The organism is Spirosoma profusum (genome assembly GCF_014699005.1).
Taxonomy (GTDB): domain Bacteria; phylum Bacteroidota; class Bacteroidia; order Cytophagales; family Spirosomataceae; genus Spirosoma; species Spirosoma profusum.
Genome location: NZ_JACWZY010000027.1, coordinates 99551 through 120541, shown reverse-complemented (window position 1 = coordinate 120541; position 20991 = coordinate 99551). Strand labels below are relative to the sequence as shown.

General features: G+C 48.0%; 16 protein-coding genes. 6 read left to right on the top strand and 10 right to left on the bottom strand.

What is annotated here, in order from left to right; all coding sequences use genetic code 11:
* Positions 1–601: 601 nt before the first annotated feature.
* Both IC229_RS25770 and IC229_RS25765 read left to right on the top strand, forming a co-directional pair.
* Positions 602–1684 carry an acyloxyacyl hydrolase gene (locus tag IC229_RS25770; protein ID WP_190890368.1) on the top strand — a complete coding sequence of 361 codons (1083 nt, stop codon included), beginning with the start codon at positions 602–604 and terminating at the stop codon, positions 1682–1684.
* Positions 1685–1908: 224 nt separating this feature from the next.
* The gene (locus IC229_RS25765; protein WP_190890367.1) at positions 1909–2985 is read left to right on the top strand and encodes a Gfo/Idh/MocA family protein; all 1077 of its coding nucleotides are present in this window, start codon (positions 1909–1911) and stop codon (positions 2983–2985) included.
* Between the two features lie 71 nt (positions 2986–3056).
* Here IC229_RS25765 and scpA read toward each other — a convergent pair whose 3' ends face one another.
* Together scpA and IC229_RS25755 are read right to left on the bottom strand one after the other, a co-directional pair.
* Entirely contained in the window at positions 3057–5213 is a 2157-nt protein-coding gene (gene scpA / locus IC229_RS25760) for a methylmalonyl-CoA mutase (protein ID WP_190890366.1), read from the bottom strand.
* A gap of 14 nt (positions 5214–5227) precedes the next feature.
* Positions 5228–6544 (bottom strand): methylmalonyl-CoA mutase family protein, encoded by a 1317-nt coding sequence (locus IC229_RS25755; RefSeq protein WP_190890365.1) that lies wholly within the window; start codon positions 6542–6544, stop codon positions 5228–5230.
* Between the two features lie 423 nt (positions 6545–6967).
* Here IC229_RS25755 and dnaA point away from each other — a divergent pair, with 423 nt between their 5' ends.
* Positions 6968–8374 carry a chromosomal replication initiator protein DnaA gene (gene dnaA, locus IC229_RS25750; RefSeq protein ID WP_190890364.1) on the top strand — a complete coding sequence of 469 codons (1407 nt, stop codon included), beginning with the start codon at positions 6968–6970 and terminating at the stop codon, positions 8372–8374.
* Between the two features lie 34 nt (positions 8375–8408).
* Here dnaA and IC229_RS25745 read toward each other — a convergent pair whose 3' ends face one another.
* On the bottom strand, positions 8409–10160 hold the full coding sequence (locus tag IC229_RS25745) for a tetratricopeptide repeat protein (RefSeq protein WP_223834197.1): 1752 nt from the start codon (positions 10158–10160) through the stop codon (positions 8409–8411).
* 219 nt (positions 10161–10379) lie between these two features.
* Between IC229_RS25745 and IC229_RS25740 the strand changes: the two genes are divergently transcribed.
* A complete protein-coding gene (locus IC229_RS25740) occupies positions 10380–11387 on the top strand; it encodes a GNAT family N-acetyltransferase (RefSeq protein WP_223834196.1) in 1008 nt (335 codons plus the stop codon).
* On the opposite strand, the gene IC229_RS25735 is transcribed toward IC229_RS25740, so the two are convergent.
* Both IC229_RS25735 and IC229_RS25730 read right to left on the bottom strand, forming a co-directional pair.
* Positions 11362–12150 (bottom strand): DUF3108 domain-containing protein, encoded by a 789-nt coding sequence (locus IC229_RS25735; RefSeq protein WP_190890363.1) that lies wholly within the window; start codon positions 12148–12150, stop codon positions 11362–11364. The two genes, IC229_RS25740 and IC229_RS25735, sit on opposite strands and share 26 nt — an antisense overlap.
* A 34-nt stretch (positions 12151–12184) precedes the next feature.
* Positions 12185–13231: an aminopeptidase gene (locus IC229_RS25730; protein WP_190890361.1), complete on the bottom strand. Its 1047-nt coding sequence runs from the start codon at positions 13229–13231 to the stop codon at positions 12185–12187.
* Between the two features lie 139 nt (positions 13232–13370).
* Between IC229_RS25730 and IC229_RS25725 the strand changes: the two genes are divergently transcribed.
* Entirely contained in the window at positions 13371–13988 is a 618-nt protein-coding gene (locus IC229_RS25725) for a hypothetical protein (protein WP_190890359.1), read from the top strand.
* Positions 13989–13999: 11 nt separating this feature from the next.
* Here IC229_RS25725 and IC229_RS25720 read toward each other — a convergent pair whose 3' ends face one another.
* Positions 14000–15283 carry a serine hydrolase domain-containing protein gene (locus IC229_RS25720; RefSeq protein ID WP_190890358.1) on the bottom strand — a complete coding sequence of 428 codons (1284 nt, stop codon included), beginning with the start codon at positions 15281–15283 and terminating at the stop codon, positions 14000–14002.
* Positions 15284–15376: 93 nt separating this feature from the next.
* Here IC229_RS25720 and IC229_RS25715 point away from each other — a divergent pair, with 93 nt between their 5' ends.
* The gene (locus tag IC229_RS25715; protein WP_190890356.1) at positions 15377–16270 is read left to right on the top strand and encodes an arginase family protein; all 894 of its coding nucleotides are present in this window, start codon (positions 15377–15379) and stop codon (positions 16268–16270) included.
* Positions 16271–16301: 31 nt separating this feature from the next.
* Here IC229_RS25715 and IC229_RS25710 read toward each other — a convergent pair whose 3' ends face one another.
* The 4 genes from IC229_RS25710 to IC229_RS25695 all read right to left on the bottom strand — a co-directional run bounded on the left by IC229_RS25710 (position 16302) and on the right by IC229_RS25695 (position 20981).
* Entirely contained in the window at positions 16302–16862 is a 561-nt protein-coding gene (locus IC229_RS25710) for a GNAT family N-acetyltransferase (RefSeq protein WP_190890354.1), read from the bottom strand.
* Between the two features lie 29 nt (positions 16863–16891).
* Complete coding sequence (locus tag IC229_RS25705) at positions 16892–18571, bottom strand: PQQ-dependent sugar dehydrogenase (RefSeq protein WP_190890352.1); 1680 nt, start codon at positions 18569–18571, stop codon at positions 16892–16894.
* Between the two features lie 94 nt (positions 18572–18665).
* On the bottom strand, positions 18666–19766 hold the full coding sequence (locus IC229_RS25700; protein WP_190890350.1) for a mandelate racemase/muconate lactonizing enzyme family protein: 1101 nt from the start codon (positions 19764–19766) through the stop codon (positions 18666–18668).
* 75 nt (positions 19767–19841) lie between these two features.
* Entirely contained in the window at positions 19842–20981 is a 1140-nt protein-coding gene (locus IC229_RS25695) for an amidohydrolase family protein (protein WP_190890348.1), read from the bottom strand.
* Positions 20982–20991: the final 10 nt, after the last annotated feature.

Sequence of the window (20991 nt, the reverse complement as noted above, 5' to 3'; positions counted from 1 at the left end):
CATCTTAAGGTTCCCTGATTAGCTCATTGAGATACTTTAAGATGCTTCGTTCCCGCTCCGGCGGCCCGGTCAGCATGACAAAAACGGCTCTACCATAAAGTTTAAACAGGTTCAATGAATAATTTATGCTATAAGAATCAGGAATTGAAAAAACATAAACATTAGGTTTACTTCCTGATCGACTCAACAGATTGTTTTTAGGATAGTAAACTGGTAGTCGACCGGGTTTATATTACCCAAATTGCAGTTATTGCCAGCAATTAAAGGTATCTGAATTGCTCTACAAGTGTAGCTAGTGAGCAATCAGGTCATGAAGAATGTTCTGTTGTACGAAATTGACGTATCAAATATAGGTTATTAACAATAGTGCCAAACAGTATTTTGTTGTTTTTTCAAATTACCTTCATACTATTCTAAATATTTACAGTATTCCAAAATAAACACCAAGTATTAAGGTAATTTTTTCCTGATTTAATCCAAATTTAATGAAAGTGTATCTTAGTTATGAATTCGAAGCAAATCAACGTATGAGCCGAATCTAGGCACTTTCTCGTACAGCTTATGTCCCGGACAGTCGCCATACCAGTAAATCAGTAGCGATATGAGCAGTTTATGGATTTTTGGTGGACTTGTGTTATCGATTAGTGGGGTACCGGCGGATTCAGTTCAGAAGCAGATTAGCGTTCAGGCACATACGGGTTTCATCATACCTCACGCTCCTGATTTACGAGCCATTTCTGAATCAACACCGATTGGTGTTATGTTCGAATATAGCCGACTCAATCTGCAACGTAGCGCTTATGAACGCTGCAACTGTCTGGCGCGGATTGGAGTGTATACGCACTACGTAGCGTTTAATAATCCAACGGAATTAGGGCGTATAGTTGGCGGAGGAGCCTTTTTTGAACCGCTGATTCGGTATGGAAAACCCGTTTCTTTCTCGCTCAAAGCATCGGCCGGGCTGGCCTATCTGACGCGTTATTTCAACGAGCAGACTAACCCACGTAATACGTTCTTTGGTGCTGCCCTCAACGGATGGTTATCGCTCTCGGCTGCTACGTATCTTCGATTGAGCCCGAATGTTCAAATCAACGTAGCGGCAAACTATAACCATATTTCGAATGGGGGGACTCGTCAACCCAATCGTGGAATGAATTTTCCGACGGCATCGGTTGGCTTACTTTATACCATTCGACCTATACCGTTGCCCAATCCAGCCAATTGGACGAAACCGGTACTCACAAAACGATGGACGCTACGTCTGATGCCGTTTAGTTCTATCCGAACGCTACCCCAAACTGACAATTTTCCGGAACAGGCAACCTGGCTTTTCGGGATGACGGCTACAACCGGCTGGCGACTGAATCGATTTCATGCTGTATCAGGCGGTGTGGAAGGCGTGCATGATGGCTACGTTCGCGAACAGCGCCGACGTAACAATCAGGCTCCGGTTGGCTGGCAACTGGCCTTGCTCGGCGGCTACGAATTGTGGCTGGGCCGCTACCGATTTACGACCCATCTTGGCTGGAATGCCTATCAACCCAATTCTATACCGGACGGACGGGTGTTTCAGCGGTATCAATTACTCTATGCGCTACGTCCGCAGATTCGGGTGGGGCTGGGACTGAAAGCGAAACTGAACGTAGCAGAAGGTTTCGACCTGCGGGTAGGGGCCGAGTTTTGATGGGGTGGCTACATGTGTTTGTAAATAATAGTCTGCTCCTTTGACCATAAACGGCTATGAATTTCCTGCTGATCTGAAGTCGAGATTTGACGTAAATCGACTAAAGTGCCATCACATCGGTATATGTGGCAAAGCATACAGGGCCAGTAATAATTATACAGGTTGTAGTATGAGTAGATGACTCCAGACTAACGTATTTAGTTGGAGTACGTATTTGTAAATTTATGCCAACACCCCTTCGCGTTGCCATCATTGGTCCCGGCAAAGTGGCGCATCTGCACGCCAAAGCCGTATTGCAAACACCTGATACCGAATTAGTAGCCGTCTATGGCCGGACGTATCAGAAAGCAGAAGATTTTGCGAATCAATATAACATCCGCGCTTACAGCGACATACACGACATGGTCGACCGTGAGAACGTGGACCTTTGTCTGGTTTGTACAACCCACCCTTCCCACCGGGAGCCTACTGTTGCGGCTCTTAATGCTGGTTCACACGTACTGGTTGAGAAGCCTCTGGCTTCCACGCTCGAAGACTGCGATGCGATGATTGAAGCGGGCAAACGTAACAATCGGTACCTGGGCACCATTAGTCAGCGACGGTTTTACGCGCCTTCCATGCGTATCCGCGCAGCCATCGATTCGGGTAAAATTGGCAAGCCGGTATTAGGCACTATCCAGATGTTGGGCTGGCGCGACGAAAAATATTATAAAAGCGATGCCTGGCGCGGTACGTGGGCCGATGAAGGTGGTGGAGTTCTGGTCAATCAGTCGCCCCACCAACTGGATTTGTTGCTGTGGTATATGGGCGACATTGATGAAGTATTTGGCGTCTGGCGAAATTTAAACCATCCGTATATCGAAGTCGATGATACGGCGTTAGCGATTGTGAAGTTTAAAAACGGTAGTCTGGGCAACATTATCGTCAGCAATTCGCAGAAGCCGGGTATATTCGGGAAAGTACACGTTCACGGCGAAAATGGCGGATCGGTAGGCGTACAGACCGACGGGGGGGCGTTGTTTATTGCTGGTATGTCGAGCATCACCGACCCGCCTGTGAATGATCTCTGGTCTGTTCCGGGCGAAGAAAATAAGCTGGCAGAATTCGTGGCCGAAGACACCGCCTTTTTCAATACCATCGATGCGACGGTTTATTATTTCGGTGTACAGATAGCCGAGTTTCGGGATGCCATCCGCGCCGGTCGACCGCCTATGGTTACGGGCGAAGATGGCCGAAAAGTAGTGGCGCTGTTTCAGGCCATTTACGAATCAACACGAACGGGATTGCCGGTGAAGTTTTAGGAGTGTCTTTGTCATGCTGACCGGGCCGGCGGCCCGGTCAGCATGACAAAAAATGCTACCCAGCAGAAACGTCAACTCTCCATCAACTCCGTCAGAATCTTCTGAGCGGCCACAGAAATGACGGTACCAGGCCCAAATACCCCCTTCACGCCAGCATCATATAGATACTGGTAATCCTGTGCTGGAATCACTCCTCCTGCAATGACGAGAATATCATCTCGTCCGATTTTCTTTAACTCCTCAATGAGTTGTGGCACCAGCGTCTTATGACCGGCTGCCAGACTCGACACACCGACTACGTGAACATCGTTTTCGGCAGCTTGTCGAGCCACTTCTTCGGGCGTCTGAAAAAGTGGCCCCATGTCAACGTCGAAACCGAGGTCGGCAAAGCTGGTTGCGATGACTTTAGCACCTCTGTCATGGCCGTCCTGCCCCATTTTCGCAACCAGAATTCGTGGCCTACGACCATCCAGTTCAGCAAAACGGTCACTCATTTCACGCGCCAGTCGGAAATTCTCATCGTCGGAAACTTCAGCCGAATAGATGCCTGATACGGCCCGGATGGTGGCCTTATGGCGGCCAAATGCTTTTTCCATAGCGTCAGAAATTTCGCCCAGCGTAGCGCGGTGGCGAGCCGCTTCGACGGCGAGAGCGAGAAGGTTTTGGGATGGGGCGGGGTTCATAGCCGCTTCCGTTAAAGCTGCTAATGCCTGCCCCACTCTCTCTTGGTTCCGTTTACGTTTTATAGCCTGCAATCGTTTTAGCTGCGCTTCACGTACAGCCTGATTGTCGACTTCTAAAAGCTCAATTTCAGTTGCAGAAGCAGGTTGGAAGCGATTCACACCCACGATAATGTCTTTCCTCGAGTCGATACGTGCCTGTTTACGGGCGGCTGCTTCTTCGATACGTAGTTTGGGTAGCCCCGTTTCAATGGCTTTGGTCATACCGCCCAGTTGCTCAACTTCGTCAATCAAGGCCCACGCTTTATCGACCAGCTCTTTTGTTAGAAACTCCACGTAGTACGACCCCCCCCAGGGATCGACGGCGCGCGTTACGTTCGTTTCGAGCTGTAAATAAAGTTGGGTGTTACGTGCAATTCGGGCTGAGAAATCGGTTGGAAGAGCTATAGCTTCGTCCAGCGAATTGGTGTGTAGGCTTTGCGTACCTCCCAGCACTGCTGCCAGCGCTTCGATTGTCGTTCGTGCTACGTTGTTGAATGGGTCCTGCTCAGTGAGGCTATATCCCGATGTCTGGCAGTGCGTACGTAGCGCCAGCGATTTCGGGTTTTTGGGCGGTTGGCCGCTGCCGTCTAATTGCTTCACGATGTTGGCCCATAGCAATCGACCTGCCCGCAACTTGGCAATCTCCATGAAATGATTCATCCCGATACCCCAGAAAAACGACAATCGCGGAGCAAACTCGTCAATAGCCATGCCCGCCCGCAAACCGGTACGTATATATTCGAGGCCGTCGGCCAGTGTGTAGGCCAGTTCGAGATGAGCGGGAGCGCCCGCTTCGTGCATGTGATAACCGCTGATGCTGATGGAATTGAACTTCGGCATGTGCCGGGCCGTATACGCAAAAATATCGCCTACAATGCGCATCGACGGTTCGGGCGGATAGATGTACGTATTACGTACCATGAATTCCTTCAGAATGTCGTTCTGAATCGTTCCCGACAGCTTCTCCGGCGAAACTCCCTGCTCTTCAGCCGCTACGATATAAAAGGCCATGATGGGAATAACGGCCCCGTTCATGGTCATCGACACAGACATCTGATCGAGTGGAATCTGGTCGAACAGGATTTTCATATCCTCCACCGAATCAATCGCGACGCCAGCTTTGCCCACATCACCTACTACGCGTGGATGGTCCGAATCATAGCCCCGGTGCGTTGCCAGATCAAAAGCAACAGACAAACCTTTCTGTCCACCAGCGAGATTCCGTCGATAAAACGCATTTGATTCTTCGGCGGTTGAGAATCCTGCGTACTGACGTATCGTCCAGGGCTGACGGACGTACATGCTGGCGTAAGGTCCTCGTAAAAAAGGCGGAATACCAGCCTGTAGCGACGTAACACGAGATAAATCGGCATCGACAGCCGTAAAGCGTGGCTTGAGTTTTATGCCTTCAGCCGTTGTTGAAAACGTATTACGTTGATCCGACTGCGATTCAGCGTCAGGCGTTACGTTGGTTGGCTCCGTATTTTGGGTGAAATCAGGTCTCATGCTACGTTACGAATTTACTCAAACACCTCCGCCAGTCGACGGTCGGGCAATTGGCCTGTTATATCAGAAGAAACTGATTTAGGTAACGTGTTGATTTGCTCATCCGACCTGAATTTCGTTACGCCAACAATGACGTTGCCCTGGCGTACCATTTCTACTTTGGCCTGATATGCTTGCTCAATTTCAGCCTGAACGTATCCGTTGGCGAATGCTTTCGTTAGACCGCCCTGTTTCTCTACGTTCAGAAACAATGCCCAGGCGTTTTCGACCAATTGATACGTAGCAGTTTCTACGTAGTACGAACCCGCCGAGGGGTCAGTTACTTTACCAAACAGACTTTCGTCTTTTAACAAGAGCGATACGTTCCGGGCGATACGTTCCGAAAAATCACTACGTTCTCCGAGAACGGTATCATACGGATTTACCGTTAGTGCGTCGCAGCCGGCGACGATAGCGGCCATCGCTTCGGTAGTGGCACGTAGCAGATTCGTATAGGGCGTAGCAGTAGCGTCGTAGAACGTAGAGGTTTGGGCGTGAATAAATGGATAATGAATAATGGTTGATGAATAATGTTGCAAAAACCGTTGAAGGAGAACCCGTAGCGCACGGAGTTTAGCGATTTCCAGAAAATAGCTGGTCCCGACTGAAACCGACAGAATTGTTTTGGGAATTAATTGCTCAATGGGCAAACCTGCATCCGTGAGTTTATCGTATGTATCGGCCAGAGAAGCCAGCGTAAAAGCCAGTTCCTGCGTGGCGCTGGCCCCTGCGTTATGAAACGGTTGACTGCTGGCATAAACCGTGCGAAACAGTGGCGAATCGGTCGTCAGGCGAGTTACTTCAGCAATATAATTATCGTCTGATAGTAACAAGCCGCCTTTGAGTTGGTACGGAGCCACAGTTTTGAGCTGCTGCGCAAACTCGGCTGCGTTAATTGCTTCGGTTTGAAGCCGGAAAAGAATAGGTATATCACTGAGTTTGATGCCGTTCAGAAGCCGCAATAAATCTGTATTTGTATTCAGAGTAAGCAGCAAGGCATCGGCGCCACGGGTAATGGCGTCACGCAGGAGGAAATTGGCCGCTTTTTCGTCAGTCACTACGTATTCGGGCGTATTGAGCCAGCCGGGTATTTGTTTCTGCGCCAACTGAATCGTCTGTAACGGAAGCTTTTTCAGATCGTCTACAGTGTAATACGGTTCCAGCGTAAAACCTTCAGCCGTATACCAACGTAGCGTTTCGTAAGCGTTGTCGATTTTGAGTTCCTGCTGAACCTGCTTCTGCCAGGTCGACGTATCGGCGGGAGGAAATGTCGATGACGAAAACGGCTCCATCAGATATATGATTAAGTATAGTTTTATTGGTACGTTACGTGTTGTGAAGGCAATTTTTTATGCCAAATTACTCTATTTGTTAAGTCAACGTCATCCGGAAAACCGGTACGCGACCAAACGGCCTAAAAGTACGCTTTTTCTTTTTTCGGGAGACAAACCGCATTTTTTCGGTACAGCGCACTCGCCGTTGCATTATTCAAAGGGATTTCATTTTGCTCTTGACGTTCAAGTTGAATCACTTAATTTTAACTTAACATTAACCTCGCAGCCCAATCCTGAAGTATGATTTCCGTAAAAAAAACGTAGCACAATCTGCCTGAGCTGGCTAGATAATTCCTACATTTGCCTCCCTTTTTCGGCAACCTCAACCGTAACCTTGAATGTGCTTAATTCATCTTCATACGTGTAATTTTCCAGCCAGGCATGCAGCGTGAGGTAATGGCGGTGTGGAATCGCTGTCTGAATGTTATCCGGGAAATTGTGCCCGAACAAAGCTTTAACATCTGGTTTGAGCCAATTGTACCGTTGCGATTAACGGGCAATGTGCTTACAATCCAGGTGCCGAGTGAGTTTTTCTACGAATTCATCGAAGATAATTTTGTACATGCGCTGCGTAAGGCACTCGATACGGCCATCGGGCGCGATGGGCAGCTGGAATATTCTATTATTGTCGATAAAGGAAATGAACAGAATAAACCCCTTACCGTTAACGTAACGACCACAAAAACACCCCAGACGTCGAAGCCCGACAACGTTAACCCTGATATTTTAAAAAGCCCGTTTCAGCTCAAAGACCTTGATTCGCTCTCGCTCGATTCGTACCTGAATCCGAGTTATACGTTCGATAATTACGTAGAAGGCGACTGCAACCGACTGGCCCGTTCGGCGGGATACGCCGTGGCCGAGCGACCTGGTATTACGTCGTTTAACCCACTGATGATTTATGGCGGGGTTGGACTGGGTAAAACGCACCTGGTGCAGGCTATCGGCAACTTTATCAAGAATAACAACCAGAACAAATTTGTCCTTTACGTTACGTCGGAGAAGTTTACGAACCAGTTTCTGAACGCGGTACGTACCGATGGCATCCGCGATTTTACGTCGTTCTACATGCAGGTCGATGTACTGGTGATCGACGATGTACAATTTCTTCAGAAGAAAGAGAAAACGCAGGAAATTTTCTTCCATATTTTCAATCACTTACACCAGTCGGGTAAGCAGATTATCATGACTTCCGACCGGGCACCACGAGCCTTAGATGGTCTTGAAGACCGTCTGTTGTCGCGCTTCAAATGGGGCTTGTCGGCTGATTTACAGACGCCTGATCTGGAAACACGTATTGCCATCATCCAGAAAAAGCTACAAACCGAAGGTATTTATATTGATGTTAACGTGATCGAATACCTGGCTCACAGCGTGAACACCAACGTGCGCGAGTTGGAAGGTGTGATTGTTTCGCTGATGGCTCAGGCGTCGCTCAACCGGCGCGACATCGACCTGGAACTGGCCAAACAAACGCTACGTAGCATCGTAGTCGATTCAGATCGCGAGGTGACTATCGATACCGTGCAGGAGATTGTGGCCGATTATTATAACGTAACAATTGCTGATTTAAAGGCCAAAAGCCGCAAGCGCGAACTGGTGCATCCCCGGCAGGTTGCCATGTATCTGGCTAAAGAGAAAACCGACCTTTCTCTCAAATCCATTGGCTATCATTTCGGCGGCCGCGACCACAGCACGGTTATTCACGCCATCCAGACAATCAGCGACTTAGTGGCCAAAAATGCTGAAACGCGCGATATTATGGAAAAGCTGAAAGCGCAGTTTTAAAGGCTACGCCGTAAAGCCATATAGTTCGCGGAGTTTACATGATCCTTGACGAAACCAGTTTGGTATCAGCCCATTTCCAGGCTTCATCAAACGTTGCCTTGGCATTTTGTGCGCCGACGGCGTTGCCATTTCCCTGGTACGCTTTGTAAAGCCCGTATAGCGACCAACCGTTACGTGGAAAAACCTTTAGATCCTGGTTGTAAACCTGTTCGGCTTCTTTCCACCGCTTTACTTCCAGAAGGACGGCTCCCAGGTGATGGCGCACTGAGAAAAGCCAGTCGGGTGGCTCGTTATAGTTAAGTTTGTCTTCCAGCACTACAGCTTCCCGGAGCAGCGACACACTTTGCATGTAATTTTTCTCCTGAGCGGCTATTTCACCTTCCAGTACTCGGCGAGCGATTTGCAACAGATCGTACGAAGAATTAATGTTCCAGATAGTAAGCTGCTTCAGCGTTGTATCATTTGCCAGCGTGGTTAACTGCTTTAATTCAGCTTTACTGCCTTGACTATCGTGTTTGCCCAGATAAGCCATACCACGGGCGTAATGCCACATGGCGGTCGGATAGGGTAAGTCTGGCTCTTCGTTCTTCATCCGCAGAATATCGTCCCAGCGGCCAAATTTGATGGCTACGTAATAAAGCTGGGTGTAATAATGTTGAAGTGTGCCCCAACCTGGCTCTTTCATAACCTTACGATCAGTTCTGCGAGCCATCTGCTGAGCCGCTTCCAGCGCCGTTTTTTGATTGCCTTCCAGCGTAGCCGTAGCAGCGATAAAGTGAACATTGTGCGGGTAATAGGACAAAGGATAGGCACCTTGCGCATGAAGTTGTTTTAGGTACGTACAATCGGCTTCTACTGCCCGCTGATTGGCTATCGTACCTTCGTGATAATTGCCGGTACGGATGTATATGTGCGAAGGCATATGCTCGAGGTGACCCGCCCCAGGAACCTTTTTTTCCAGAAAACGGGCACTGACCATGCCCCGATCCGGAGTGGGAGAAGCCTCTACCGCGTGGATATAGAAGTGATGGATGCCCATGTGCCGGGGATACTTTTTAAGCAACCGCTCCAGCGTAGTGATAATCTCCGGCGTCCACGATTGAGGCTTTCCACTTTTTTGCCACAAATCCCAGGGATGCAGGTCCATAATCGATTCGGCGTAGAGCGCACCCATGTCCGCATCATCCGGGAAGCGTTCGTAAACCTGCTTCATTGTCGCGGAATAGGCTTTGTCGTACGAAGATCGGTCGGTGACGGGCTGAGCGGGGTAACGTTTGGTTAAGGCGTTAATGAGCGCCTGTTCTTTGGGCGAAGATTTCGGGGCTAACTGTCGGGCTTTCTGTACGGCGTTGTAGGCCCTGGAATAGTTGTCGTCTTCCATCCCCGCATTGTAATTAGGACCTAATACGTAGCTGAACCCCCAATAGCAGGCTGCGCAGGTAGAGTCAAGCCGGGTAGCTTCGTAAAAGGAACGGGCTGCTTCGGCATGGTTGAAGCCATACGCCAGCATAAGACCCTGATCAAAATACCGCTGAGCCTCCTCACTTTTAGTTGTGATGGGAAAGTGAATACCATCGAGCCCTTTCAATAAAGGAGCTTTTTGAGAAGAGGTGTACCAGGCTTTGTCATTAGTAGGCGTACCGCAAAGAGGCACTTTGTCTTTAGCCAAAACCGCATTTCCTGTGGAATCCTCGGTTAAATTTGCTGACTCAGATTGACCAGACTTCCGTTCACAGGCGAGAATCAGGAGCGAGATTAGTAGCGTGGTAGTCAAAGCAGTTTTCATAGGCAGGGGAATAGTAGAAGTTGCTCGGGTACGGATTCTGAACTTTAAAGTAGTTAATAGGCTGACAATGAGCAAGAATACTAGCTTGAGGATTGCAATTTCTGAGTAAATGGTTAATTTGTTTTCGGGCAAATTCCTGAAACAACCAAACTCGCTGACTTAAATAGTTTTCAAGTACTACGTTGAGACTTTCCTCTGTTTCCCGCGTCAGCATGAGTAATGCTGAAAATTCTTCCTCGTCACGAAATTGATGCTTCCGCCTGGAACGACTGCGTAGCAGCAGCGGCACAACGTATCGTTTATGGATATTCGTGGTATCTGGATGCCGTGTTACCTGCGCCCATGTGGAAGTGGATGGGCATTGTGTTCGTAGACGAATCCAATACGTATCAGGCAGTTATGGCAGTTCCGCTACGTCGGAAACATTGGGCGGGCGTTACGTTCGCCTGGGTAGTGCATCAACCTTTTTTCTGTCAGTTTCTACCAGTTTTCAGTCGCGACGATACGTTCAGCTTTCAGCCATTTTATGAACTGCTGATAAAGCATTTTCGCTATGGGGCCGTGCTACGTCTGGAGCAGAAACCAGATGCCAAACTTATCAACAGTATCCAGCAATTATCCACACATATTCTCCATCTATCACCTGATTATGAGACGATTTATCAAAATTATACTACCGATCGAAAAATGAATCTATTACGTGCTCAAAGAGCTAATTGGCACGTAATAGATTCAACAGATTCAGGTCCATTGCTGAACTTGTTTCGTGAATATCATGCGGCTGGCATTCCTGGCGGGGTAGGTGAATGGGCATACGCAATTCTTCAGAATTTGACGGAAGTCTTGCAAAAGCGGAACGTAGCCGTGTTACGTTACGCAACGCGGGCCGAACGTATCGAAGCCGGGGCTTTGTTTGTGTGTGAGGGCAACCGAATTATTTATCTCTTCAATGCGGCTTCGGAAGTGGGACGAAAAGGAAATGCCCGAACGCTATTGATTGACCAGCTTATTCAGGAATATACCGGAAGATATTACGGTGGTAAATCTTTTTTGCTGGATTTTGAAAGCCCTGAAAAACAATCTATTCGATCATTTTATAAGAGCTTTGGCGCCATAGAAACTACGTTTTGGGAAGTGCGCTGGAACCATCTACATCCCATCGTTCAGGCTTTGCTACGTATCGTCAAGAAATTGACTGTTGCTAAAAGAAACGTAACGGCTGTTTAAGCCCGCTGTTCTTTTTAAGATCCATCACCATTGCCCCGACCCAAAGGTCAACCTCTACCTTAACCGGAACTTTGTTGGCATCATCGGACACAAAAATGCGGATGGATTCTTCTTCCTTGAAAAGCTTGTTGGGCGGCAGAACGGGGTTCAGTTTAAAGACGTTAATCTTGCCCTGCTTGGTTTTGATAACCGCTTTCCCCCGATACCGAATCTTCATATTATAAATGGTATTGTCGTAGAAAGCCGGTACTTCCAGCATCTGGCCGGGGCTCAGCCGTTCGAACTCGATGGTTCGCAGAAAATAGTAACCACTAATTAAATCATGCACATTATCAGGCACTTTAACTATGTCTTTCTCCGTTTTTTCTTCTGATTTCGCCGTATTGGCTTCGTGATTGAACGTAACGTTTTCTTCTTTTCGGTAGCTGTTTTCCTGAAGATTGGTATAAAATTTTTGCGGCAGAATCGCCGACGTATCAATATAAGATCGCCACGTATCACGAATACGTGTTACCAGGTCGAAAGCGCCCACGGTTCGGCCATCGACATTGACCCGGTAGCAGGGCCGTTCATTCACTTTGTAAAGCGTTGGGCTCACGTCCACAACGGCTTCGGCTGCGTTCAGGAAACCATAATGCACGCGGTATTCCAGGTGTTCGCCCGGTCCAAAACTGTTGTTCACCACCCGTCGGTAAGTGTCCATCGTGCTGAAACCAGCAACCAGAATCGAAATGAGACCAATGCCTAAAATTACTTTCTTCATAAGAACAGCCGCCTGATAATCAGACTTCGTTTCGTTAAAACGATGGATAGGTTTGTTTTAGATACGTTAGATACCGTTGAAAGTCACCACCAAATTTTTTCTCGAATTCCTCCCGAAAACGATTCTGTTGTTTTCGGTACGTTAAATAACCCATAAAATACGCGTTATTCGGTAAGTTTAGTTTGTCGAGCCGACGCTTATTTACTGAACGTACCGGTTTCGAGCTTCGCTGGTCAGTTATCGTATCCGATGAAACCACAATCTGCCGGATGGTTTGCCACTTTAACGAATCTTTGACCACAATCGACGTAGTAGGTTTAAAACTCTTGTACAAACTATCCAGCGACTTTGTACCCCGCAAAACATGGTCATCGTATCGTTCATAAAACGCTTTTGTAGCCAGATAGTTTCGATAGGGTACAGCGTCTTTGCCGTACTTCTGCGCCAGAAAACGTAGTGCGCCATACTCCCCTACGAAATCGGCCAGGTTTTCGTTGTACTCCAGGTTATTTTTTATAAACAACGTACCGTGCGTCAATTCATGGATAATCAATTCCGCCAGACTCCCTTCCGATCTGCTCAGAAAACTCGACAGAATCGGATCATTTAAAAATCCTAACGTCGACCAGGCCGATACTTCGCCGGTTCGCGTATCATAACCTTCTCTTTTAAGCCCCGAAACGGTTGAGTCAGCCCAATCTTTTTCGAAAAATCCTTTGTACGAGAACGTACCAATTACGGGGAAATGCCACTGCTTTGCAATCAGTTGATACGGTTCAGCGGCTGTAATAACCCACAAAATTGGCTTTCCCTGCTGATCGTAAAATGATTCGTAACTCCCCGATTCATCAAGCTTCAGCGAATCGATTGCAAAATGCTTGATTTCGCGGATAAGTTCAATTTTTCGCTTCAATGAATCTGGATACACTGGGTCGGATAATACGTCGGCAACTGGTTTCGTATTCCACAAAATGCGAAGCTGCCCACGTCCCTGCATCCACCCGTACTGAACCAGCTCCCATTGCCAGACAACCAGCACAACCAATACCCCTACAATACCCAGAGCAATTTTTTTGAACATTAGTTGGAAGCGTATTTCGCAAAGTTTTTACAAAAGTAATGAACTGCTGAGCAGGCTAAAAATCATACAAATGCAGTATTGATTGAGGGTGGTTGTGTGCGGACTTTTGCTTCGGATCTCACGCTAAAAGAATCGACGTATGAAAAGGCAACTGATAATCCTCCTGATAACTGCTACGATTAGTATAACGCTGCTGCCAACTGTATTCGGGCAGGCGAACTCGAAACTTTTGTATGTGGCCGGGGACGTACTACTTGGTGTTGGTAAGTATAACGCTATCGACTACGGCGCGGGCGTCAACATACGGTTGCATTATCCGATCCTTCCTCAGTTGGCCGTGACTGCCAAGGCAGGTATTGAGTATTACTTTATTAGCGCATATCGATACATGACCACCACGTATCTGGGATATGGTTATAATCCCATTTCCGGTTTTGGTTTTAACACGCTTTATTCCGCTCCGGGTGGTGTTTCCGGTGAAAAAACATATGGTGTGAGTATACCTCTTGCCGTCGGGCCACGGCTGTATTTGCCTGCACTACGTAACGGTGCCCACGTCGATCTGAACGTAGGAGCCGATCTGGCGGCTTCGCGAATCATGGTTACGTCGCTGCACGTATCGCCGGGAGCAGGCATTACGTTGCCGCTGCCAAACGATAAACTCCTGGACGTAATGGCCTACTACGTAACGAGTTTCGAGCGCGGCAGTGGCGTGATTGGCGTAAGTGTTGCTTACGGGTTGCCCGTAAAATTCTGATTTTCAACGTATCATTCCAGTGCCTGATACACAGCAATTCGGAATTTCTTTACAAAATCTGAGTAATAAGCATACGGATGCACGTTCGTGAAAATCAGTAGAATAAGTTCTTCTTTGGGGTCGATGGTGAATTCGGAACAGTACATACCACCCCAGGTAAACGAGCCGGGAGATGCCTGATCACCGTAGTGTGAATTCTCCGTAATTAGCTGAAAACCAAGTCCGAATTTGTCTTTTCGATCCCAGACTTCGGCGTTACCAATTTGATTACGTAGCATCATCTCCACCGTTTTACGTCCCAGAATTCGCTTGTTGTTGAACGTACCACCGTTGAGCAGCATCTGGCACAATTTGGCGTAATCTTCCACCGAACTAATCAGGCCGGCCCCTCCCGAAAAATACGCTTTCGCTCCCGACGTAGCAGAGTTTCGATACGCTTCATTCGTATGCAGGCTCAGCGGCTGATCCATTTTCGCTTTGCTATACAATTCAACCAGCCGACCAGCTTTATTTTCAGGAAGATAGAAATACGTATCATTCATGCCCAGCGGCTCGAGTACACGCTCACGCATGGCTACGTCGAGCGGCTTTCCCGACAAAACTTCAACCAATCGGCCAATAATATCTGTATTCAGGCCATACGTAAAACCCGCGCCGGTGGAGTCAGTACCGGGATCACGTAGCAGTGGGCGCTTGGCCAGTTTGTTGATGACGTCTTCGAGTTTGTCGGGCGCGGTCGAATTGAAAAACGGTACGTTAAACTCAGGTCGTTTATCTAGCGGATGTTCATAGGGGATGCCCGCGTTATGGCTCAGCAGTTGTCGGATGGTGATTTCGCCCTTGGCTGGTCGCGTATCGAACGTACCACCAGCGGGGTCGTTTTTATCGTATTTAACCAGCACTCTCGGATTCTTAAACGCCGGAATATACTTCGAAATGGGTTCGTCGAGCAGGAATTTTTCTTCCTCAAACAAAGTCATCAACGTAGTGGTCGTGATGGCTTTCGACTGCGAGGCAATCCGATACAAATCATCGCGTTTCAGTGGCGTTTTCTTCTGTAAATTGCTGTAGCCAACGGCTTTGTAATGAACAACTTTACCCCGATGAGCCACAAACGTAACAGCATTCGGCGCAATATCCTTATCAACAATTTCCTGAAGCCAGGCATCCAAACGCTTGAGTCGATCGGCTGAAAAACCCGCGTCGGCAGCTGATTTCGCAGGCGTAAACGACTGGGGTAGGGGCTGGGCAAGAAGCGAAGACGTAACAAAAAGAGCAAGGAAGAGAAAACGCATGGTAGACTGATTGTCAATAGAAGAATAGGAAATTGCTTTAACCGGACAATATAAAAATTAGGTTTGTCTATTCAACTACAAGCTGTTAAAAGTATGACTTACACTTATCAATTAATTGAGGCACCTTCTATTTTGGGACCTAAACCGCTGGGCGTGGAACTGTTGCCGTATGCCCTGCAACGTAACGGATTTTTGAAAGAGTCACCTACTCCCCTGTTAGTTCCCACCGAAGTAACTGATTTTTCTGATAAACGCGCATCTAAATATGATGTATTGAACGCAGACAAAATAGCTGAGTACACGATTCAGCTAGCGGAGGTTATCGGACAAGTTCGCGCAAAGAAGCTGTTTCCGGTAGTGCTGGGAGGTGATTGCAGTATTCTGTTGGGCTGTATGTTAGCGCTAAAAAAGGACGGCGTTTATGGGCTGGCACACGTAGATGCGCATGCCGACTTTTATCAACCGGAGGCTGAACCTTATGGTGAAGCCGCGTCTATGGATTTAGCGTTAGTAGTAGGCCGGGGGCCTGCTTTATTAACGGATATTCATCAATTAAAACCCTATGTACAGGAAAATCATGTAGTGCAATTGGGTCAGCGAGACGCTGATGAAGCTGATCGGGCGGGTAGTCAACGAATCGAAGACTCTGCAATTCACTGCTTCGATCTCGCAGCCATTCAGAGCAAGGGTATAAGCGCGGTCCTGAACGAAGCGATTCAACAGTTAACGGTAACTGAACTAGCTGGCTATTGGGTTCATTTTGACGTAGATGTATTGGCTGATAGCATTATGCCGGCCGTTGATTATCGCATTCCGGGTGGTATATCGTTTGACGAGGCCACTGAGATTCTACAATCTTTACTACAAACCTCTAAAGCTTGCGGACTATCCATTACCATCTTTAATCCGAAATTAGACCCGACCGGAAAACTAACGCAGCAGTTGGTCGACTGCTTACACCGAGCTTTGCTTATTAACAAGACGTAGTGATACACTAATTACCACGTACCAGACATAATTACTTCTGCAAGTCCCAGGCCACGACGACCCAGGTTTCACCAATGGCCGAGTCGTAGAATTCATGGATCGATTGAAACCCAACGCGGGCATGGGCACGTAGCGAACGGACATTGTTGGCCGAAATGTCCGTAATCAGCAATTGGTACCGATGACTGTACACTTCGCGGTGATGCTCGAACATCCGGTCGAACACCCGTTGACCCCGATAACCTTCAGCCACGCAAACCTGCCCCATCACGTACCAGGTATAATTTTTTAGCGGTTTCCCCTCATAAGACAACGTATCGATTAAGGCAAAAAGCGGCAGTAATTCAGGAATATCATTTCCAAATTCGGGCAGCATGGTCAGTGCATAACCGACTACCGTATCACCATCTTTGGCAATAACACTCGGCGCGGCCTGGTTCATACGTAGCAGTACGGCCGGGTCGTGTTCAACCGTTACGAAACCCTGACTGGCTTGTAAATCTGTCGATACGTTCCGGCGCAGATTGGCCTGCTGTAAATCCAGAATTCCCTGTACGTCAGCTTCAGATTGAACGGTGGTAATATGGAGCATGAATAACTGAAAGAAAATGGGCTACTACGTTATTTGGCAATTTTATACATCATTCCGTCGGAGCGGGTGAATATATACAACTCGCCACTGGCATCTTGCCCAATACGAAAATCGACTTTAACTACTTTACAAAGCTCTTTCAACGTAGTGGGCTTGTGGTCGAGCATAATTGGAAATTCGTGAATAGTAGCCTGCGAACCTTCCTTAATTTCATTCAAATTGACATAAAAAACGCGCCCTTTAACTACGTCTCCGAAGATGTATTTTCCTTTCAATTCGGGCACCTGACTACCTATATATTCAAATCCGCCCATAATGGCATTGCCCTCGTCGTGATCGAACTGGGCTACCGGATAGGTATAACCAAATTGGGCATCGTTGGCAGGTAGCGGAAATACGGTATTTATAGTGCCGGTTGAATCGATCAAAAATGCCCCTTCCCGATTGGGCCAGCCATAATCTTTGCCGGGTTTGAGCAGATACAACGATTCGATTTCGTGCTGCCCAATATTGGTAACCAAGACTTTACCATCTTTCGTCCACGAAATTCGGTTGGGGTTTCGGAAGCCAGCAGCATATATTTCGTCCAGCCCGAAACGACCTATCGGATTGGATTTTGGAATACCATACTGCCCATTTTTGCTGTTGCGACCGGTAGGATCTATCCGAAGTACCTTACCCCAAACGTGGTTTTTACGCTTTGGAATAAACGCATAACCCTGCTCAACGGCACCACCATCGCCTTCACAAACGTACATCAGACCATAATCTTCATCGCCGGGTTTAGCATACGGGTTAAACGCAATCTCCTGCAAGCCGTGAATCTGCGTCACTACGTTGATGCGGAGTAGCTCGCGAGGTTTTCCGGTTACGGTACGTGACGTTTTATTGTCGATAACCCATTCATTAATAATCCATTGTAACTTGACCGGAATACTGTCGGCGTAAGCAAAATCAGCTTTTACCTGGTTGTTGGGCTCGGTATGAGTCGTGTAAAAAAGCCCGTTTTGAGCAAAATCAGGGTGAAAGGCAAAGCTGCCCAAGCCAGTAGCCAGACCCGGTACGTTGGTGAATTTGGGAAAGTGATTCATTACGTCGAAGAAAACATCCGGCTCATTGTTGGCATTCAGAATATAAATTTTCCCCTGCGAATCGGCAACAAGGTTTTCCTTCGTGATGGGATGGACGCCCATTTTGTTGATGCGGGTACGGGGCTTGATGGTGTTTGTCGCCGGAAACTGGATTACTTTCTTCAGATTCAGGCTAATAGTGGCCATCTGAATGGGTGCAGGAATTGGGTTAGTCAATCCCTTTTTCTGCGCTGCCGCCGTCACTTTGGGCGCTGGTTTTTCGAGAATAAAGGCGATTAATTCCTGAATTTCTTTGGGCTTTAAGTGATTGAAATTCGGCATGATGGTGCCAAATTTTTTGTACTTCTCCAGCGCGCGAGGGTTCTTTGCGTTAATCATTGCCTGAGGGCTGTTGATAAACGCCGTTAAGTATTTCTGGTCAAGTACGCCTTTCAAACCACCAAGCTGTGGCCCGATGCCATCCTCTTTAAACGTATGACAGGTCTCACAATGCAGGGAAAATAATTTCTCACCGTTTGATTCATGCTGCGCATAGGAATACGAGCATGTCAGAAGTGCGATTGTCGATAGAAGTAAGCGATAAAAACTTTGAAAGGGTTGGCAGTCAGTTAGTTTCATGAATTGCAATAGTTACCACTTATAAAGCGTAGTAGTGGCCAAATATACGTAGCGGTTTAAATAGACTTTAGCTGATCCGTGGAAGCGGGAATCGTCAGGAAATGGTTAATACAGGTAATTTTTTCAAAAAAGCCGGGTCTACTTCGGCGCCGATGCCGGGCGTTTCGGGTAATTCAATTTGGTAACCAGTATACGTAATGCCGCCATGAATCGGGTCGTTGGCGTGTTCGAAACAGGCGTCTAGATCGTAAAAACGAACGTTTTGCCGGGCTGAAGCAAAATGAGCATTAGCCGTCAGCGCCAGCCGCGATTCTGACATGCAACCAATCATACAGGGAATACCAGCGGCTTCACCTATAGCATTTATCTTGAGCGCTTCAAAAATACCCCCGCTTTTCGATAGCTTGATGTTAAAATAATCGACGGCTTCTTCACGCACGAGTCGGATAGCATCAACGGCATCGAACAGGCTCTCATCCGCCATAATCGGTACGTTCGATTGCTGCCGAATCTGCCGCAAACCGGCAATGTCGTACCGCTTAATGGGCTGTTCGCAGTACTGCACATTCATTCCGCCAATAACACGTAGCACGCCCGATGCCGTCACTACGTCCCATCCCTGATTGGCATCAGTACGTATCGGCGTATTCGGGCCAATGGCCGAACGTATCGCTTCGATACGTGCAATATCGTCGCGCAGGTTGGTGCCGAGTTTTACCTTGATGGCGTCGGCACCTTTCTCCTGGATACGTAGCGCATCTTCAACCATCCGTTCGGGCGTGTTGATGTAGATGGTTTCATCGGTTATGAGTGTTCGTTTGCTACCTCCCAAAAACTGATAGAGCGGCATCCGGGCGGCTTTGGCGGCAATGTCGTAAAGCGCCATGTCGAAGGCCGAACGCGTCGTAGGATGGGCTGGCAGGTAACGTAGCAGTGCGTTCAGACAACCTTCAATGTCAAGCGGATTTTTGCCGATAAGTAGCCGGGCCATGTCTTCCGCAGCGGCCATTCCAGACGCCTGTGTTTCGCCAACAATCATCCAGAAAGGTGAACCTTCGCCCCAACCCGTAATTCCCTCGTTAGTTTGTATTTCAACCAGAATATTCCGGGCGTTTTCAATCGTACCCAGCGAAATGGCAATGGGCGCTTTGAGCGGAATGTCGAAGCGATAAAGGTTGATCGCGGTGATTTTCATGACTGGCCGTAACAGGCTCCGGCTGTTACAATATTTACACCAAGTTAAGTAACAGCCGGAGCCTGTTACGGCCAATTACTGCGGAAACTGACTTTTGTCTAGCCCTGGAATGATACGTAACGCGTTTTTGTAGTACACTTTCTTCAGGACTTCATCGGGTAAGCCCATGCCGTACATACGCCAGAAAGCGTGGTATTTCTTGTGATACGGAAAATACTCGTCGTTGGTCTCCAGCACGCGGAAATACGTAGCGTACTCCGATGGAACCCAGCTATCTTTTCCGAACAGAATCCGGTCCTGGTATTTCTCGAAAAACGCCCGACTTGCTCTCGGTTGGCGACCCAATTCGGCGATGACGGCCCCAATCTCTACGTTGATGTTCGGAAAAACCTTCATCAAACTGTCCAGTTTTTTCAGGTCATTGGGGTACCAGCCCATGTGGGCGGCAATGAACGTGGTTTTCGGATGCTTGCGGAAAACGCTGTGCTGCTCGGCCAGCAGTTGCTCCCAGGGCACTGGATCATTGGGGCCGCGCTTGCGACCGGCGTGAAGCTTGAGTTCGAGCCAGCGTTCGTTGTAACGGTCCATCGGGTCCCAGAAGGACTTTGGGTCGGCAGTGTGAATCAACACTGGAATGCCCAGTTGACCACATTTTGCCCAGATAGGGTCAAGACGTGGGTCATCGACCCGAACGCGTTTTCCTTTGTCATCCTTTACGCTGAAACCCAGACTTTTATAAATTTTCAGTCCTTTCGCTCCCTTCTTTACATCTTCTTCGAGTGTTTTTACAGCCTGCTCCGTCCAGCCTTTATCGTTTACGTTCGAGAAGTTAATGTTCGTAAACAGAGCTATTCGTTTCGGACTGGTTTTCTTGACATTAGCCAGCGCATTGTCCAAAAATTTTGTGCTTTCGGCTTCGTCATTGGCAAACCCCCGACCGCTTAGGTTCACCATCAACCCCATGTTCAGATCGTCCATCTGCCCGATGAGTTTGTTCAAATCTTCCTTGTCCATCTGAAACTGATGGTTATGGACGTCGATGAACGGGTATTTGGACTTGGTTAGTTTGTGCTCCGGCACTTTCAGCGTCGAAACGGGGTCGTATTCTTCAAAACCCAGTGGCATTTCTGGTTGGGTCGATTTGGCGGATTGACCTTGACCGCACGCTATAACGCCCGAAAGCAGGAGAGCTGGTAAGTACAGTAGACTTCTCATTGTCAGGTGG

Excerpts from the sequence above, each read along its gene's own strand:
- IC229_RS25770 (WP_190890368.1), top strand. The coding sequence starts at position 602 with ATGAGCAGTTTATGGATTTTTGGTGGACTTGTGTTATCGATTAGTGGG.
- IC229_RS25765 (WP_190890367.1), top strand. The coding sequence starts at position 1,909 with ATGCCAACACCCCTTCGCGTTGCCATCATTGGTCCCGGCAAAGTGGCG.
- scpA (WP_190890366.1), bottom strand. The coding sequence starts at position 5,213 with ATGAGACCTGATTTCACCCAAAATACGGAGCCAACCAACGTAACGCCT.
- IC229_RS25755 (WP_190890365.1), bottom strand. The coding sequence starts at position 6,544 with ATGGAGCCGTTTTCGTCATCGACATTTCCTCCCGCCGATACGTCGACC.
- dnaA (WP_190890364.1), top strand. The coding sequence starts at position 6,968 with ATGCAGCGTGAGGTAATGGCGGTGTGGAATCGCTGTCTGAATGTTATC.
- IC229_RS25745 (WP_223834197.1), bottom strand. The coding sequence starts at position 10,160 with ATGAAAACTGCTTTGACTACCACGCTACTAATCTCGCTCCTGATTCTC.
- IC229_RS25740 (WP_223834196.1), top strand. The coding sequence starts at position 10,380 with ATGCTGAAAATTCTTCCTCGTCACGAAATTGATGCTTCCGCCTGGAAC.
- IC229_RS25735 (WP_190890363.1), bottom strand. The coding sequence starts at position 12,150 with ATGAAGAAAGTAATTTTAGGCATTGGTCTCATTTCGATTCTGGTTGCT.
- IC229_RS25730 (WP_190890361.1), bottom strand. The coding sequence starts at position 13,231 with ATGTTCAAAAAAATTGCTCTGGGTATTGTAGGGGTATTGGTTGTGCTG.
- IC229_RS25725 (WP_190890359.1), top strand. The coding sequence starts at position 13,371 with ATGAAAAGGCAACTGATAATCCTCCTGATAACTGCTACGATTAGTATA.
- IC229_RS25720 (WP_190890358.1), bottom strand. The coding sequence starts at position 15,283 with ATGCGTTTTCTCTTCCTTGCTCTTTTTGTTACGTCTTCGCTTCTTGCC.
- IC229_RS25715 (WP_190890356.1), top strand. The coding sequence starts at position 15,377 with ATGACTTACACTTATCAATTAATTGAGGCACCTTCTATTTTGGGACCT.
- IC229_RS25710 (WP_190890354.1), bottom strand. The coding sequence starts at position 16,862 with ATGCTCCATATTACCACCGTTCAATCTGAAGCTGACGTACAGGGAATT.
- IC229_RS25705 (WP_190890352.1), bottom strand. The coding sequence starts at position 18,571 with ATGAAACTAACTGACTGCCAACCCTTTCAAAGTTTTTATCGCTTACTT.
- IC229_RS25700 (WP_190890350.1), bottom strand. The coding sequence starts at position 19,766 with ATGAAAATCACCGCGATCAACCTTTATCGCTTCGACATTCCGCTCAAA.
- IC229_RS25695 (WP_190890348.1), bottom strand. The coding sequence starts at position 20,981 with ATGAGAAGTCTACTGTACTTACCAGCTCTCCTGCTTTCGGGCGTTATA.